The following is a 15,731-nucleotide window of genomic DNA, read 5'->3' as shown; positions in this document are numbered from 1 at the left end:
TCAAGAAATAATATCGTCCAGTGTTTCTGAATCGATTCCGTTACGAATCGAACGAGCAATGCGACGCCCTGTGGACATGAACCGCTCATTGATGTCTGAATAAGGCGAACCACCTACAAAGGGATTTGAGCCGGCGACAATACGAGCGCTGATTTCAAAGACCTTGAATTCGAGTTGGTCAGTAACGATCGTCTCAAGACAAAATGGCCCGAGCATACCTCGTGATCCTTCTTCAAGATTGAACGATGCTGCAACAGTGCCTTCAGCCATTTCAAAAGCCCGTGGTAACAACGACTCACGAATGACAACGGGTTGGTTTCCAGTTACGACAAAAGATGGTTCAAGGTCCATTTCTCTCAAATCTCGCAAGCTTCCAAGTTTGTAAAATTCATCAACATTGCTTTCGTCTCTTCGGTCCATTGAGAGCAATTCAAGCCGACCAAGGTTCTTGCCTGCATGTTGGCCACGGCCTTGGACTTGATAGCCGTCGGTTGCCGTGGGGTCAAAGAAGAAATGGAGGTAATATCTGCACCCCAGCACGTATTCTTGGATGGTGAATTCTTCTTCAATATCGACGTTCCTTCTGAAATCTCGGTAGTCGCGGGCGATAAAATATCCACGACCTCCCTTTGCCCCAGCATACTTGACAATGACCGGGCCGGCGATGTTGTGAGGGTCTTCAATGACCTTGGGCATGGTACATCCGCCTTTTTCAAGCCACTCGCGTTGGAGCGCTCTGCTGCTTTCCCAGTGCAGGATGTTACGGTTTCCAAATGTTGGGACTTCAAGGTTTCTAAAATTCGTCGCACCAAGGTATTCAACGAGAGAACCATGAGGTATGATGATGACATTCTTTGAGCGAAACCACTCTGCGTGGTCAAGCATTTCTCGGTAGTCATCGAGCATGAGCCATTCGTCGGGTTCAGCCCCTGGGAAGGCTTTGTAAAATCGCCGACGGTTTTCACCAACAGCGATTCCAAGTGTTCGAAACCCTTCTTGGCGGGCTCCGTGCAGGATTTGAAGGGATGAGTGTGAGGCGACCACGCCGATGGTAATCTGGCTGGAATCATAGCCTGCGAGCCAACTTTGAACAGTCTCGTAATCTACGCCCATGCCGAGGGGTTTCGTATTCGCTCTATGAGTGTTATGCTGGTTTTTTGTCTATCTGTAAATCTTGGAACAACATATCCCGTCTCCGGGACCTTGTGATGGATTCTGCTGAGCATGCATCCGAGGTGAAGGGTTCATGTGGTGGATTGGGCTCCAAGGAAGCATGGGACAAGACGTACCTGCGGTTCGCATGACTTATGGAGGATACTTGCAACTCGATTCTCTTCTCGACCTCCAATCCGGTCCGGAAGGATATACTCCTGCACCATCAAACGATGAACTCCATTTTATCGTCGTCCATCAAACCTTTGAGCTGTGGTTCAAACAGATTTTGCGAGAGTTGAAGGAAGCAAGAGACCTCATGACATCAGAGCGTGTCCAAGAGGCTACAGTGCCCGTTATCGTCCATCATCTTGAAAGAGTTTCAGAAATATTCAGATTGCTTGCAAACCAGTGGAAAGTCATGGAAACACTCACTCCTCAAGACTTCCTCGCATTCAGGGACCGCCTTGGTACTTCTTCAGGATTTGAATCATGGCAGATGAGGGAAATGGAAGTGCTGCTCGGACTTGAAAACGAGCAACGAATGGGCGGCATGGACCCTCTTGCTCACATGGAAAAACTTGCTGGAGAAGGTAAAGTATCACCTTCTGCCCTCGCAGATTTCCACAACACGCATTCTCTTCCTTCGCTCAATGATGCTTTGATGTCCTGGCTCGGAAGAACGCCAATACATGGCTCCTCTCCGGATGGAAATGACGATACTGACGTGGTTCTTGATTATGTAAACAAGCATCTTGACTCCATGTCGGAACATGGAGAATCGGTCATCAAGCACATGATCTCGATCGGACACGGTGATGAAGCAACGATCCGCCCTAGGATTGAGGCTGGAGTTCATGGCGCTCGCTCTTTCCTCATCGGAGAAGAGGGTGTCATTCGTTCTCGAGCAGGTTTGTTGTTTATTGAATCTTATCGGGACCTACCTTTGCTATCGTGGCCTCGTAAACTCATTGACAGTTTCGTAGAACTTGAAGAATCCATGCTTCTCTTTAGAACCCACCACGCACGAATGGTAGAGCGAATGATTGGGCGAAGGATGGGGACTGGTGGTTCAAGCGGTGTAGATTACCTGGACGCTACGACCAAATATCGTATCTTTGTTGACCTCTGGGCTGTCAGGACCATGCTCGTCAAACGCGACGCACTTCCAAGTTTAGAGCATGCAGAATTTTACGGATTCTCATCCTCTTGAGCCCTGCTTGTTGCAAAGCAGCAAAAGGCACTGATCTTGCCTCAAACGTCATGACAGAGGTAACCGTTTGTTTGTCAATCGACCTTTGAACGGGGTCCAGAGGATGTGATTGAAATCACTCGTGGGGGTCAATGTCGATAGGAATCAAATGATTCTCGTATTCGTAAAGAGCAATCTTGAGCGGGTCGAGAACGAAACGAGCAGATGCTTCTTCGAGCCCGTAAAGGGAAATCAGTTCGTCTTTGAATTCTTGGCGAAGGACTTCTTCAGTAGCGTAAAGTGGAGCGCCCATTCCAATTTGAAGGGCTCTTGCACCAATAATTCTAGCTCGTTCAAATCGTGTGTGGAGTCGTGCGGGCTTGACCATTTTTGTACACCTGCGAGCAAAGTCGCAAACCGCCGACAGGCCGACTCTTCTTGAACCTACCTCTGCCGTTGGACGTTCATTCGCTCTCAAAAAACTGTTTAAGAGGTGACTTATTCATCAAGCGGCGGTGCATAAAGAGGGCAGGGAGAAGCATGATGGCGAGCCCAGCTGCAGCGGCTACAGCCAACCATGCAGGATTCCAACGTTGGCCCTCCGAACCAACATCGGTGATTGCACCATCGATTTCCACACGGCCCGTTGGAGCGTCGGAAGATACGGTCAAATTCCGAACTCCAGGCCGTTCAAGCATTACGGCGAATGAACCGTTTCTTGTGGTTTCAAATTGGCTTAAATTATACGATAATGTGGACGAATTAAGTTCCCATGACTCCCGAGCAAGATGAGGGTGAATTCGGTTTTCCGATGTGTGTGGGGTTGGTTCGATATACCATATGCGGAGTACATCTCCCGCTGAGGCATTCCAATCAATGGTCCCATTTCCAACTGTCATCGATTCCAAACCCGACCAATTCATTGTGGAATTCTCCAATGTGGAGTTGAGGTCCATGGCTTGACGCGTTCCTGTCAGCAAATGTTTCCCGTTGACGACTAGAGAGGGATAGAGCAACAAGCGATATTCTTGGTCGAATCGTAGTTTTGATTCAGATAAGAAGGTCAGGTCTTGATTGGATGGGTGATGTTGGATGATGAGAGCCTCAGTTTCATTGAGGGCATTCACTTGCTGCGAAACTTGTTCACACGGTTCGCACCAGTCTGCACTGAAGTATTCCAGAAGGTGTGCGGGTTGATGAAGGTCACATGAGGAGTTGGTCAAACAATCAGCGGAAAATACCCGGATGTCAAGGAGAGCACCAGGCAGGTCCACATCAGTTTCATCCTGAAATCCATGGGCTGGAGTCACAGGTAAAATCATCAGGGTCGCAAGCAGAAATGGGAGAGAAAACCGCCAACGCATGCATGGGGGTGGAGGCATTTGTTCAAAAGGGGTCTGCTACCACACCCAACCATGGAACTGCCTTGGTGGCGTCGCCCGTCCACCCTGCCGTTGATGTTGTTCATCATGGCGCTCCTCATTATTGTGGTAGGGGGAAGCATACGCATCAATGATGCTGGCGAATCCTGTCCAGAATGGCCAACGTGCTTTGGCTCATGGCATTTTGATATTTCTGAAGCAGAGCAATCGGCCTATTGGGATGCGAATCCAGATCAAATTGATTCCCGTGGAGAAGACCATCGTTATACGACCTTCCAAATCTTTGTGGAATGGTTCCATCGTTTGCTGGTTGGAATCATTGCAATCCCAATCATACTCAATGCATTCCTTGCAAAAAAGCGAGTCGCAGAGTACGGTGAATCGGTTCACAAAGTCTCTTGGTTTTCGCTGGTATTGTTAGCAGTACAGGCTACTGCGGGTTATGTTACCGTTCGGTTTGATAATGCAGATTGGACCGTTGCCCTGCATCTTTCGCTTGCAAGCATCTTTGCCGCTGGATTGCTCTGGCAGTTCATGTCGATGAAAATCACTGAAGGTGCATCTTGGAACTTCTTGAAATCACCAAAAACATATACGGAGAAGCACTTCAAACGAATGAGTACAATGGCGGGAGCAGTGGGTGTTCTTCTTGTACTCGGCGCCTGGGTTTCTTCTTCTGCGGGAGGAAACTACAATCAAAGTTGCTCGGTTGGTTTACCTAACGGATGGCCGAAATGCCAAGGCTCATTCCTTCCCTCACTGAATGAACCCGGCATCTTCATCCAAATGATTCACCGCACAGGAGCCGTTGTTGTTGGTTTGATTCTCATTTTGGGCGTTTCAAATCTCCGTGTTTCGGGCCAGGGACTCGCTGGAGCCAATGATCTAACTCGGTTTGGAGAAATCACTGCCGGCATATGGATGCTGAATGTCATGGTCGGTGGTTCTTACATCGTTTTCGCCAAAATTGGTGACTTTCCTGAATGGCTCTCGTTGCTGCACCTGGTGGTCGGAGTTGCCGCCTTCCTCTCCGCCATGTTGGCCGTATTTGCATTCCGCTTCGCACATTCAACGGTTCATGACCATGAAATTGGAGTTGAACAGGAATGACGGGCGAGGAAGAAGTCGGACGAGAACCCACCCCTCATCCTGGCATGCTCAAGGTCATGATACAACTCATGAAACTCCGAGTGATTGTGCTCTTGCAGGTCACTGCAATTTGCGCAATATTGGTCCATGACGCTCTTGCTCGCTATGATTTGATCTTGTCAGAACGAACGTGGGCAGATACGATCATCGCTTGCATTGTCACTGTCGTTGGAGGGACGTTGTCAGCAGGCGGTTCAAATTCGATTAACATGTGGTACGATGCGGACATTGACCCGCACATGCGGCGAACTCAAAACCGCCCGATTCCTCAAGGGCATACGACGCCACGTTTTGCTCTCATTTTTGGAACCTCCATTGCAATACTCGGCTCAAGTATCTTCTTCATCCTGAGTTGGAAAGCTGCGTTTTGGTCGTTTTTCTCCGTCTTGTTTTATGTTTTCATTTACTCCATTTGGCTTAAGCGAAGAACACCACAAAACATCGTCATTGGAGGGATCGCAGGTGCAACACCTCCACTCATTGGCTGGGCAGCCGCAGCGGGAGACTCCATCTCCAGCCTCAATCCTTTCGATTTGGGTTCGCCCATTCCATGGATGCTGTTTTTCCTTATCTTCCTGTGGACACCACCTCATTTTTGGGCTCTGGCTTTGTATCGCTCAGGTGAATATGGAAAGGTCAACATTCCGATGTTGAACGAAGTTAAAGGGGCAGAACATACCCTTCTCCAATCAAAAATATACTGCTTTTTGCTGTTGGCTTTAGGGGCGGTGCCACTGTTCTGGCCGGAATCGGGTCTGCCTCTCTTGTGGGCATTTGTCTCTGTAGGCCTTACCTTGTGGTATGGGAAGTCGGTCTGGGACATCGACCCTGCTGAACCCTTTGATGAAAACGGACGAATGCCCAAAGCTGCAAAATCCTTCTTCCGCAGCTTGTTTTATCTGGGCTGGATGTTCCTCAGTTTGGTCTTGATTTGTCTCATTCCGCCTTCGTGGTTGGGTTTCCTGGGGCCTTTGTGACAAAACATAGCCCTGTTATCGGGGAGTCGCCTCAACCGTCATGTTCATGTGAGAACCGCAGGTCGCAGGGACAGCGAGCGGCAGTCGCATAGCCTGGCCATTGCGCTGGATTGCTAATCCAGTGGTGTCTCACCTCGGGAGTTCGAATCTCCCCTGCCGCGCCATTCAATGATGTACATCATTCGAAGAATTCATCGAATTCATCTTCATAACGCTTGGAATTGCTGTTTCGCTTCCGGGCATCTACGATACGCTTGAGTCGCTTTCGCTTTTTGATGATCACGGGCAAGAGGATGAAATTCAGAAGCAGGACGCCCAACAGCGCGCCTCCAGCGTATTGGAATTCTTCTTCCAGCATGTATTCGTTGAACGTTTTTAGCCAGGGGATTCCGAGTGGGGGCTCGGGTTCGGGTTCGGGTTCTGGGATGAGGTGTTGATTGTACGACCACCAATCATCGTCGATGTTTACTCGCTCGATGTTGGGCGAGGGGTATGAGGCGATTTGTTGCTCGTTACCGACATAATCCACTGGGGCCAGGATGTAGTAGTATGTTCGGTAGGCTCTGATGCCATCAATCTCAATGCCGCTTTGGTTGAAGGTGCCTTGTTCGCCAGGGACCCCTGTGAGGCTAGCAGCAATGGGGTAGATGTACTTGAGATTCACATTCGACGGTTGACTTTCAATGCGGTAAAGGTTCCAGTTTAAGTCGCCCTGGGCTTCATGGTCGGGCCAAGTCCATGTGAGGTTGACTACATAACAAATCGACCAGTCTGATCTCCGGTCGAAACAATCGGTATCGTTTGTGAATGACCATGAATGGTCAAACTGTATGACGGAGGTAGTGGGTGGGATGGCGTCACCACAAAGAAGCCCTGCCTCTCCATTCACGCGGGTAACGTTGACCATCTGGTAATTCGGGTTGCCTTCACGGTCAACAGGTATAACGGCGTATGAGGCGCAAATACCAGTTTCAAGGGGCTCAGGGTCCACCCATTGCGTTGCTTCAATGGAAAGTCCAACAGCAAATGAGTCGAGCGTTAATTCTTCCCACAAGCCGTCGTTCACGCCATTATTTGGTTCGGGGAAGTAGACAGATCCTTGGATGCCTTGGAATTTGTAAATGTTCCACCCTCCAACATATGGGTTGGATATGTCTCCGGCCGGAATCCAGTCGAGTTGAATCTTTCCAGCTTCTAACGGCGTCCAGTTGAGTTCTTCTACGCTAGCATTTGTGGAGGGCAGGATTCCGATCAGGAGGATGGCCCCGCTTGCGGTTAATTCAATGTCGACGTTGTAATCATCATCGATTTCGTAAAGGTTTGGTACTTCGATGTAATTCCACTGACTTGAGTCCATTGTTGGCAGAATTCTGAGGTCAACCGTTGAGAGGTCAACGCTTTCGGGGAGAAGTTCAGTGAGGTTCATGGAAAGTTCAATTCCACGCAATCCCGGTTCGCTTTCTTCATCATTGGCCAAGATCTCTACTCCAACGAGCATAAGTGGTGATTTACCTCCGCCGATGGCGTAGTTCGTTCCTAAGTAAGGGAGTGCGATTTCATGATTCGCATAGGCAGCAGTTTCAGTAACGGCCTCCCCTCTGAAGTAAGGCTCTGCCTCGATGCTGATTGCATTGAGTACGTCGAATTCAATGTAGTTGTACTCAATGTTCCCGAAGGGGTCTCGAGCCTCAAGCGAAATGTTGTGGTGCCCAAGGCCAAAATCTGCTCCTGTTTTATTCAATACCTGGCCCTGCCCCCATACATAGAAGCCTTGCCTCCAGGTGAAATTGAGAGGTTGGGATGCGATTTCACTGAACCTTGCAACCAGTTCAATGGTGTCGGAGGTCCGATAGATACCGTTCTGGATGTTTTGTTGAATGTTAGGGTTGATTTTACCCGATTCAACGTTTGTTGTGACGGTGAGGACATTGTCGGAGGTGCGTACATCCTCTCCATTCTGGAAGATGTTAGGAAGTCGAACACGCAGCAATCTGTTCGGTCCTGTTGTAGTCATGTTGAACATACATGTAGTGGATTCGCCCGGCAACAGTTCCTCAATTTCACAATCCAGTTCCACTTCCAAGTCGAATTGAGGGCTGTAGACTTCAAATTCGGCAGTGACGTTATAGACGGACATGTTGCCTTGATTGCTAATGACCGAATGAACTCGGTCAATGCCGTAGTAAAACGATGTGCCTTGATTGTCATGACTGGGGTAAAGGTCGCTCACTTGAAGGTCGATGCTGTCGTCAACGATCAATGTCATCTGAGCGACATTGTCGTGCGTGTTCATGTCGGCATAGGGTGTGCCTACGCTTTCGAAGACCCCCCACTTGAGTATGAATTCCCCTTCTTGTGAATAACTCATTGCGGGCAGATTCTTATTGAACGAGGTGAATCCACCCCACGCAGGTAGGTCGGTGACATTTTGGTAGGCCTCTTTGAGCAGAATTGTATCGTCGATTGACCACAACTGCCAGCCGAATGTTGCATCAAGGTTGCATCCGCCACATATCGTTGCTTGGCCACGAGAATTGAGGATGTAGTCTGTGTCGGTGTTGATCACTTCATGGCCTTGGTATACGGCGAGGCCGTCTACATTTTCAAGCGGGTTGTGGGCCTCGTTGATGATCACGTCTGAATAATAAGCGGTCACGTTGATGAGATAGCGGAGTTCGTCGTCGGACGGGTTGGAATCCGGGATGTCAAAGGCAAATAAAACGGTAAAAACGCCCTCGGAATTTTGACCAGGTGTCCATTGTTCAAGCGATGTGAAATTGTTGCTAGTGGATGGATTGATGTTTCCAATGTTGATGATTCCCTTTTCTTCATAGTTGGATTTGCACGCCGATGAGGTGACGTCGCCCTCGCATACATACCACGCCATGCCGCGATTGAGTCCTGCAGGAGCACCTGCATAATTGTAAATCTCAACCGTAAATTCTATGTTTCCAAACGATGAATACCATTTTGTTTCATCGGGCTGACTGGCACTGGCAATGCCGAGTGATTGGCTGCTGTTGGCTGACGCGGAAGGGGCGACGGCCAACGTGCCGAGCGTAGAGAAGAGGAGCAGAAAAACAAGGCCTAGGCCTGCTTTTGAGTTAGGTCTCGCACATTGCTTACGCTCTGTCATCGTATGTTCCTCGCAGTGGGGCTTCAAAGACTCATCGCTTCATTCTAACAAAATCATGCATCTTTTGCCTGCTTTGGGTTGTTCGGCTTGGTCCGAGGCTTGCGAATTAAATCCTCAACTGCATTCTAAATGCGGCAACCTCATGAATTGCGCCCTCCGAGCCATCTCTCATGCGACAGGCAGGTGAGGCAAACCTCGTTCGAGACGAACGTGGCCTTACTGCCGTGATTGAATTTCTATCAGCCTTCACGCTTTTCCTGATGATCCTCACGGCCTTTCTTTCCCTAGCCCAACTCCAAATGGGTTCAAACGACCCAGCAACCGACCGTCTTGACAGGGCTGCAGCGATGGGCCTTGACCGCCTTACCTCCGGTGAAGGTTGGTTTGTTCCAGGAGGCGATGGCGGCCTCGATTATGCAAATTCGACTTCGGACTGGCATTTGCAAGACGCTTCAACCCTCTATCAGGGGCGCGTCCAACCCGGATTGCTTACCAATCATCGCTTGGACGCCGCCAAAATACTTGCACTTCATGAAATCACAGAAGACGGCATGGCTGCAGGCATTGGATTGGGCGATGAAATGAGCCTCTTCCTTTCAATTAAGGTCACTGAAAGCCAAAATGAAACCCGACAGGACTCGTATCTCTTTAGCGGAGGGACTGAACGAGGAACTGCCTCCTCTTCATCAACAGCCTACCGTAGTTTTCAACAAGATGGGGAACTGATTCAAATCGTACTTGAAGTTCACGACGGGGGCAGAAAAAACAATCCTTTGCACCTCAATGAGGTCGTAGCACGCCCGTCCTCAAACGGCCCGGAGTGGATTGAAGTTTCCAATCCAAATGATTTTGCAATTGGTCTTCGAGGTTGGTCACTGAATCACACATCAGGCTCCTCATCAACAAACCTTCTCATTCAGTCAGGAGTCCTTTCTGGGAAATCCCTGGCTCTCTTTACAGGTGACCCCGCCAGTCAATCTGCGGGTAACGCTTCACAAGTTATTGATTTGGGCCAATACGCCTTTTTGGGGGTTGGGCAGGTTGACGGCCTTGCCGATGGCCGAGGTATTCTGTCGCTGCGTTACACGCAACTCGACGAAACAAGGGCCGTGGAGATTGCCCGAGTTGAATGGGGCGGTGATACGGGTCTCTTCCTCGTCACAGGCCAATCGCTTCAGTGGGATGGCACCAGCATGACCGCTTCGAGTGCCTGGAGTATTGCTGAAACTCCCACGCCTGGTGAAGGCTGATACTTTCACGAATGAGGCGCCGTTTTGGGTGCATTATTGCGCACACTTCATCAACCACCGTCTGCACCAACGGTTCGTTCCCATGCAACCTACAACCGTTTACACCCGAGACCGGTGCGTAACCGGTATCCACGGATTGGATGAGATTCTTCGTGGAGGCATTCCCTACGGCTCCACAGTTCTTGCTGCTGGAACATGCGGTTCTGGAAAAACGACGCTCGGCATGGAGTTCCTTGTTCGTGGTGCTCTCGCAGGTGAGGCGTGTGCTCACTTTACTGCAACCGAACCTTCTGTAAAACTTCTGGAAAACATTCGCCAGTATGCATTTTTTGACATGAACATGGTCGATTCGGGGCTCATCAACGTATTCGACATGGACGTATTGTATTCCTGGCTCGGTCTTGACAAAGCCTCGTTCGAACTTGATGACGTACATGCTTTGATTAAAGCAATTGTAGACATCGTCAACACCATCGGTGTGACTCGCCTTGTCATCGACTCGGTCACCACGCTGTGTTACAAGATCAAATCCGAACAACTCATCCGCGATTTCTTGTTCACGCTTGGAAAGAAACTGGCGACTTTGGGATGCACCACCATTCTCATCTCTGAGATCACCTCCGCCACTGAAAACGCCCACTGGTCTTCCTTTGGTGTTGAAGAAGCGATAGCGGATGGAATCATTGTGATGGGGGACTCCGAACGGATGGGTCATCTTTTGAGGTTCCTGCAAGTTGTAAAGATGCGAGGTACTTCCCACAGTCGTGCCAAACATGCCATTGAACTAACACCGCTTGGAGTCATGCTAACGCCAATGCTCAAATGGGGCGCTTCGGCCGATAAAACCAGCAGATGGGGGCAATAAATATGTTTGAATTGGACCAAAGGATTTCTGAGCAGTTGACACAAGTAGCGCTTAACAGCGCCGTCCAAGTACGCGTAGGAACTGCAAACTCATTTATGGTCACAGCGAGTACAATGATTCCGCTCATGCAAATGTTTGAGATGGGTGGAGTTTACATCTCGGCGAGTCGTGGAGCCGTTGAAATCATCCAAGCGTTTGAGGCGATAGGCGTTGATGTTTCACACATTCAATTCATCGATTTGGTGTCGTCCGGTATTCTCGGAGGGACCGATGTCAAGTACCCCAATGTGCACTTCGTGGACAGCCCAATCATGCTTGAGAGTATTCTACTTCGCACGCTCTATGTGTTGCGCACCATGGAATCTCAGCGTAATTTCGTTTTCCTTGACAGCGTTAATGCACTAGCGATTTACAACGATGACCGTATGCTTGCAGAGTACCTGCACACCTTCATCAACACCTTCCGTCAACGTGAGGTGCTTACCGTCATCCTCAATGTCCCCGACCAAACCCCTCCGCTCGTCTTGTCTAATTTAGACACGTACTGTACAGATGTCGTTGACCGAGGGCAGGTCGTTATCCTTTGAGGTGTGAATCATGGCAAAAAAGATGACATTCGACTCAGAAGATGAAGAGTTTTTTAGCACCGTGGGCTCGTTTGGCGTTCCTAAATTCGACAACGAAATGCGTGGTGGCGTACCTCGTGGTTTCACAATGATTGCGTTCACCGAGACCGGTTCTGGAAGCGAGTTGTTTGCAAAACAATTCACTTCGCCTGCTGAAGAACCCGACAATACGCTGTATGTTGCTACCGACGAAGGGCAACAAGAAATTGTTCGTATTTTCAAGAAATACGGTTGGCCGTTGGACATCAATGTGCGTACCATTGGCGAGGAATACAATGCTAATGTCCTGGAGCGCGAACTATTGGCCAGCAGGTATCGCCTCGAGGGATTTCAGTTGGATGATATCCAACGTCTGGCCCAAACCCGATTCGTAGAAGATAACAATCAGGACTATTTGACTGAGGTGACGAATGAAATCATGGGCCTTGGTCCATATTTCAGAGCCGTTGTGGATAACTTGGATTTCTTCTTACAACGTGACGACCCAGCTCGTGTTTTATCCATGGTCCGTATGCTTCAAGCACATGCGCAACTGGTTCGTGGACTGCTCTTGATTTCGGTATCCACCGATGGTTTGGATCCTACAATTAAACAAGAATTGTCCTCGATCGCAGACATGGTTCTATCGTTCAAGGTACGAACGATTGGTACTGATTTTGAAAACTCAATGATCGTTTCTAAATTCCGAAACGCCCCTGAAAATCTCAAGATTTTGGTGTTCCGTGTGACTCCCGAAGAAGGAATCACTCCAGAGACCGTCGAGCGTATCGCTTGAGGGTGCATTGGGGGCCTGGGCGAAACGACATGTCCAAAACAGTCGGGGGCCCGGCAACACCATGGGCAAGCGTGCAGCAACGGGCGGATTTGACCCCTCCGGCATTGATGCGGAGGCGTGGGAAACGCTTGAAGGACAACTTGAAGCGACGATTCCTAATTACGATCGGGTCAACAAGTGGATGACCTTTGGCCAGGATAAACGCTGGCGAAGAAACGTCCGCAACCACGCCTCACCAGGGATGAAAGTCTTGGAAGTCGGGTGCGGGCCTGGCTCATTTGCTGAAGATTTGGTGGGATTGGATGTGACCTGTCTCGACCCCTCTCCGGAAATGCTTGCCACAGCTAAAAGGCGAGTTGACGGCGCTCGAAAGGAGCGAGGCGAGGAGCCGGCCGTGTATGTAGAAGCCATCGCCGAAGAGATCCCACTCCCCGACAATACCTACGACATGGTCTTCTGTTTGTTTTCATTCCGAGATTTTAGAGATAAAGCGAAAGGGCTTTCTGAAATTTATCGGGTCTTGAAGCCAGGCGGCCAATTGGTGATTTGTGATGCTGGGAAAGCAAACAAGCTGCATGGGTTCTTCGGTGTGCTCTGGATGAATTCGGTGGTCCAAATCATGGCCCGAATCATCACCAAAGAAAAAAATCATCCTTGGAAAGGGCTTGCGAAAAGCTACACTCACTACGGCACGAACGGCTACTACAGGAACATGATGCGTTCAGTAGGTTTTGAAGAAGTCAAGGGACGGCTGCTCTATCCGTTTGGCATGTCAAGTCGGTTCAAGGGCCGCAAGCCTCAAACTGGAGGCGTGGAACCCGCCCCGTTAGACTGATAAACCCCCTTTCGTTGAGCGGATTCAATAGGTGCTTGGTATGAGTATGGGTGAAGTCTTACGCAGCATCAAAAAAGCCGAACAAGGTGCCGAAAAGCGTTTGCTTGAAGCACAAGACGAGGCGTCCAAGGTCCTCTCTGACGCGAGGAAGAAATCCTCTGAGATGATTCAAAGCGCAGCCGAGGAATCTGTGGCCATGACTCAAACGATCCTCGATGCAGCCCGCTCAAAGGGTCAAGGCGAGGCCGATTCGGTCAAATCCGATGGTAGCAAAGATATCGCCGCCATCGATACCAACTCCGCAAAAAACCAGGACGAAGCCGTCCAGATGGTCGTCGATGCATTAATGTCTGAATGAGGTGATTCCATGTTCGACACAGTTGCTATGTCTCGCCTTGCCGTGGCTGCTCCTGTTGATCGTATGGAAGAAGTTCTCCGCAGTTGCATGATAGCAGGCTGCGTTCACGTCGAAACATACTCAAATTTTGAGGATGGAATCAATGTCGGTTCCGCAATCTCAACCGACGCCGCCAATGAAGTGAGTGCTATGCTCTCCAAAGTCCGTGCGGCCGTTTCTGCATTCAATCCAGTCAATGGAGAAGGGCCACTCAACACCAAGCGAGTTGAAGAATTGCTCAATGGAGCGTTCCCAGAGACACTCCAAAAGGGCCTTGACACCCTGGATGTGCAACGAGATACCGAGGCTGAAATCGATCACATCGAAGAGCAGTTGCACTTGCTTGGACGCCTCCTGCCATTGGGCATGGAACTTGATTTGCTCAAAGGCTCCGGCCATGTTGAAGTCTACGTGTCCGAAACACCCAGGGCGTCAAAAGCCCGTTCAGTGTTCGGGGACCTTCTTCAGAAGGTTGAACTGATGTCCGCAGCGCGAATTGTTGCCGTTGCATGCCTTCCCAGCGATTCTGCTGAGGTACAAATGGCCCTCGGAGAACTTGGTGGTAAAGCAGTACAAATACCTACGATTGAAGGCTCTCCTGGTGAGGCTATTGCAAGTCTTAGGGCCCGGCTCAAGAAAGCAGAGAATACCCTACAAACTGCAGAAGCAGATGCAAAGAAGTGGGTTGATGTGAATGGGCGAAACCTTCTGGCCGTCCACGAACACCTTGCTCGAGAAGATGAGATTTTCACCGCACCAACTCAAATCGCAGTTACGAACCAAGCGTTTGCGCTTGATGCGTGGGTTCCTACGGACAAAGAGAGTCAAATCAAAGATGCACTCAAAGGCATTGCATCACACGTGGAAGTCGAAGCCTTTGTCGATGACCATCACGGTCACGATGACGGCCACCACGAGCCTACGCCACCAGTTGCACTCGAAAACGGAGCGGTGTCCAAGCCGTTTGAATTGATGGTTGACCTTGTTGGCCGCCCCACCTACGGTACTTTTGACCCAACAATGTTGATGATGATCACCTTCCCCATGATTTACGGGCTTATCCTTGGAGACTTCGGATACGGACTCATCATTCTCTTGCTGGGAATGTGGCTTGGAACCAAGCCCTTTGCAGCCGACCCGGTCGCTAAGAACGGCATTACCATTCTGAAGTGGATGGGGGTCTGGTGTATTATCTGGGGGCTTCTCTTTGCCGAAGGATTCGGATTCGTATGGGATGAGGCTTGGTCGCCATTGGACGGTCTTTACGTTTGGACGTACGACAACATTCACTTCCCCGCCTTTGTTGCTGAGACGCTTAACATGGCAAATACGCACATTCCATTCCATCGTGCAACCGGCGCCCTTCAAGATTATGTTCTGCTCTCTGTATACCTCGGCGTTGTCCACATTATGCTTGGCTTCATCATCGGATTTGTGAACGTGGCCCGAGCACACGGAATCGTACCAGCCTTCTTTGAAAAGGGCAGCTGGATGATCATCCTCACCGGCGGATTCTTCCACATCTACGGATTCCTTACTGGCGAACACGAAGTCTTCGCTGCAACCACCCCAGGATTCGCAGTACTTGTTGGCGTCGTATGCCTCATCATCGGCCTTGCAATCTTCGAGAAGTTTGGTTGGGCCGGCGGACTCATCATGGGCCCAATCGAAACCTTTGGCCTACTTGCCAACACCCTCTCCTACCTTCGTGTAATGGGCGTCGGTGTTGCAGGAGTTAAAATCGCAGAAGTTTCCATCACCATGGGTTGGGAAATGATGACGGCATCCGGCGCCGGAGTGGTGGAAATCTTCCTAGGCGCAATTCTCTTCCTTTTCATCCAGGCCTTTGCTCTCGCCCTTGGCCTTCTTTCACCCAGTATTCACGCTGCCCGCCTACACTTTGTAGAGTGGATGGGCAAATTTTACGATGGCTCGGGCCGGGTATTTACCCCGCTTGGTGGCCGCGCCCTCCATACGGAGGGGCAATCATAGTCC

14 protein-coding genes and 1 tRNA gene are annotated in these 15,731 nt (G+C 49.9%); 11 read left to right on the top strand and 4 right to left on the bottom strand.

Annotated elements, in window-relative coordinates; genetic code table 11:
- Window positions 1-1,113, bottom strand: coding sequence for a formate--phosphoribosylaminoimidazolecarboxamide ligase (locus AAA857_RS01635; protein ID WP_338172405.1), 1,113 nt, complete (start codon window positions 1,111-1,113; stop codon window positions 1-3).
- A gap of 160 nt (window positions 1,114-1,273) precedes the next feature.
- On the opposite strand from AAA857_RS01635, the gene AAA857_RS01630 reads away from it, so the two are divergent.
- Complete coding sequence (locus AAA857_RS01630) at window positions 1,274-2,365, top strand: tryptophan 2,3-dioxygenase family protein (protein WP_338172403.1); 1,092 nt, start codon at window positions 1,274-1,276, stop codon at window positions 2,363-2,365.
- A gap of 115 nt (window positions 2,366-2,480) precedes the next feature.
- On the opposite strand, the gene AAA857_RS01625 is transcribed toward AAA857_RS01630, so the two are convergent.
- Window positions 2,481-2,732: a DNA-directed RNA polymerase subunit omega gene (locus AAA857_RS01625; protein ID WP_338172401.1), complete on the bottom strand. Its 252-nt coding sequence runs from the start codon at window positions 2,730-2,732 to the stop codon at window positions 2,481-2,483.
- A gap of 76 nt (window positions 2,733-2,808) precedes the next feature.
- Complete coding sequence (locus AAA857_RS01620) at window positions 2,809-3,708, bottom strand: hypothetical protein (RefSeq protein ID WP_338172399.1); 900 nt, start codon at window positions 3,706-3,708, stop codon at window positions 2,809-2,811.
- Between the two features lie 51 nt (window positions 3,709-3,759).
- On the opposite strand from AAA857_RS01620, the gene AAA857_RS01615 reads away from it, so the two are divergent.
- The 3 genes from AAA857_RS01615 to AAA857_RS01605 all read left to right on the top strand — a co-directional run bounded on the left by AAA857_RS01615 (window position 3,760) and on the right by AAA857_RS01605 (window position 6,016).
- Window positions 3,760-4,836 (top strand): COX15/CtaA family protein, encoded by a 1,077-nt coding sequence (locus tag AAA857_RS01615; protein WP_338172397.1) that lies wholly within the window; start codon window positions 3,760-3,762, stop codon window positions 4,834-4,836.
- Window positions 4,833-5,852, top strand: coding sequence for a heme o synthase (locus tag AAA857_RS01610; RefSeq protein ID WP_338172395.1), 1,020 nt, complete (start codon window positions 4,833-4,835; stop codon window positions 5,850-5,852). The genes AAA857_RS01615 and AAA857_RS01610 overlap by 4 nt, the downstream gene beginning before the upstream one ends.
- 77 nt (window positions 5,853-5,929) lie before the next feature.
- A tRNA-Ser gene (locus AAA857_RS01605) sits at window positions 5,930-6,016 on the top strand.
- A 14-nt stretch (window positions 6,017-6,030) separates the two neighbouring features.
- Here AAA857_RS01605 and AAA857_RS01600 read toward each other — a convergent pair.
- Window positions 6,031-8,988, bottom strand: coding sequence for a hypothetical protein (locus AAA857_RS01600; protein ID WP_338172393.1), 2,958 nt, complete (start codon window positions 8,986-8,988; stop codon window positions 6,031-6,033).
- Between the two features lie 170 nt (window positions 8,989-9,158).
- Between AAA857_RS01600 and AAA857_RS01595 the strand changes: the two genes are divergently transcribed.
- From AAA857_RS01595 to AAA857_RS01565, 7 genes are all read left to right on the top strand, one after another.
- The gene (locus AAA857_RS01595; RefSeq protein WP_338172391.1) at window positions 9,159-10,238 is read left to right on the top strand and encodes a hypothetical protein; all 1,080 of its coding nucleotides are present in this window, start codon (window positions 9,159-9,161) and stop codon (window positions 10,236-10,238) included.
- 82 nt (window positions 10,239-10,320) lie between these two features.
- On the top strand, window positions 10,321-11,103 hold the full coding sequence (locus AAA857_RS01590; RefSeq protein WP_338172389.1) for an ATPase domain-containing protein: 783 nt from the start codon (window positions 10,321-10,323) through the stop codon (window positions 11,101-11,103).
- Window positions 11,091-11,690, top strand: a complete 600-nt coding sequence (locus AAA857_RS01585; protein WP_338172387.1) for a hypothetical protein — start codon at window positions 11,091-11,093, stop codon at window positions 11,688-11,690. Before AAA857_RS01590 ends, AAA857_RS01585 begins: the two co-directional genes overlap by 13 nt.
- 10 nt (window positions 11,691-11,700) lie before the next feature.
- Entirely contained in the window at window positions 11,701-12,504 is an 804-nt protein-coding gene (locus tag AAA857_RS01580; RefSeq protein WP_338172385.1) for an RAD55 family ATPase, read from the top strand.
- Between the two features lie 61 nt (window positions 12,505-12,565).
- Entirely contained in the window at window positions 12,566-13,339 is a 774-nt protein-coding gene (locus AAA857_RS01575; protein WP_338172382.1) for a class I SAM-dependent methyltransferase, read from the top strand.
- A gap of 40 nt (window positions 13,340-13,379) precedes the next feature.
- Window positions 13,380-13,697, top strand: coding sequence for an ATP synthase archaeal subunit H (ahaH, locus tag AAA857_RS01570; RefSeq protein ID WP_338172380.1), 318 nt, complete (start codon window positions 13,380-13,382; stop codon window positions 13,695-13,697).
- 9 nt (window positions 13,698-13,706) lie between these two features.
- Complete coding sequence (locus tag AAA857_RS01565; protein WP_338172378.1) at window positions 13,707-15,728, top strand: V-type ATP synthase subunit I; 2,022 nt, start codon at window positions 13,707-13,709, stop codon at window positions 15,726-15,728.
- Window positions 15,729-15,731: the final 3 nt, after the last annotated feature.

This window comes from Candidatus Poseidonia alphae (assembly GCF_943787815.1).
Classification (GTDB): domain Archaea; phylum Thermoplasmatota; class Poseidoniia; order Poseidoniales; family Poseidoniaceae; genus Poseidonia; species Poseidonia alphae.
This window is presented reverse-complemented; position numbering and strand designations above follow the sequence as displayed.

Bases quoted from the DNA above. Each gene is read 5' to 3' on its own strand.
- AAA857_RS01565 (WP_338172378.1), top strand. From the start codon at position 13,707: ATGTTCGACACAGTTGCTATGTCTCGCCTTGCCGTGGCTGCTCCTGTT.
- AAA857_RS01590 (WP_338172389.1), top strand. From the start codon at position 10,321: ATGCAACCTACAACCGTTTACACCCGAGACCGGTGCGTAACCGGTATC.
- ahaH (WP_338172380.1), top strand. From the start codon at position 13,380: ATGAGTATGGGTGAAGTCTTACGCAGCATCAAAAAAGCCGAACAAGGT.
- AAA857_RS01630 (WP_338172403.1), top strand. From the start codon at position 1,274: ATGGGACAAGACGTACCTGCGGTTCGCATGACTTATGGAGGATACTTG.
- AAA857_RS01580 (WP_338172385.1), top strand. From the start codon at position 11,701: ATGGCAAAAAAGATGACATTCGACTCAGAAGATGAAGAGTTTTTTAGC.
- AAA857_RS01610 (WP_338172395.1), top strand. From the start codon at position 4,833: ATGACGGGCGAGGAAGAAGTCGGACGAGAACCCACCCCTCATCCTGGC.
- AAA857_RS01575 (WP_338172382.1), top strand. From the start codon at position 12,566: ATGGGCAAGCGTGCAGCAACGGGCGGATTTGACCCCTCCGGCATTGAT.
- AAA857_RS01585 (WP_338172387.1), top strand. From the start codon at position 11,091: ATGGGGGCAATAAATATGTTTGAATTGGACCAAAGGATTTCTGAGCAG.
- AAA857_RS01635 (WP_338172405.1), bottom strand. From the start codon at position 1,113: ATGGGCGTAGATTACGAGACTGTTCAAAGTTGGCTCGCAGGCTATGAT.
- AAA857_RS01595 (WP_338172391.1), top strand. From the start codon at position 9,159: ATGCGACAGGCAGGTGAGGCAAACCTCGTTCGAGACGAACGTGGCCTT.
- AAA857_RS01615 (WP_338172397.1), top strand. From the start codon at position 3,760: ATGGAACTGCCTTGGTGGCGTCGCCCGTCCACCCTGCCGTTGATGTTG.
- AAA857_RS01625 (WP_338172401.1), bottom strand. From the start codon at position 2,732: ATGGTCAAGCCCGCACGACTCCACACACGATTTGAACGAGCTAGAATT.
- AAA857_RS01620 (WP_338172399.1), bottom strand. From the start codon at position 3,708: ATGCGTTGGCGGTTTTCTCTCCCATTTCTGCTTGCGACCCTGATGATT.
- AAA857_RS01600 (WP_338172393.1), bottom strand. From the start codon at position 8,988: ATGACAGAGCGTAAGCAATGTGCGAGACCTAACTCAAAAGCAGGCCTA.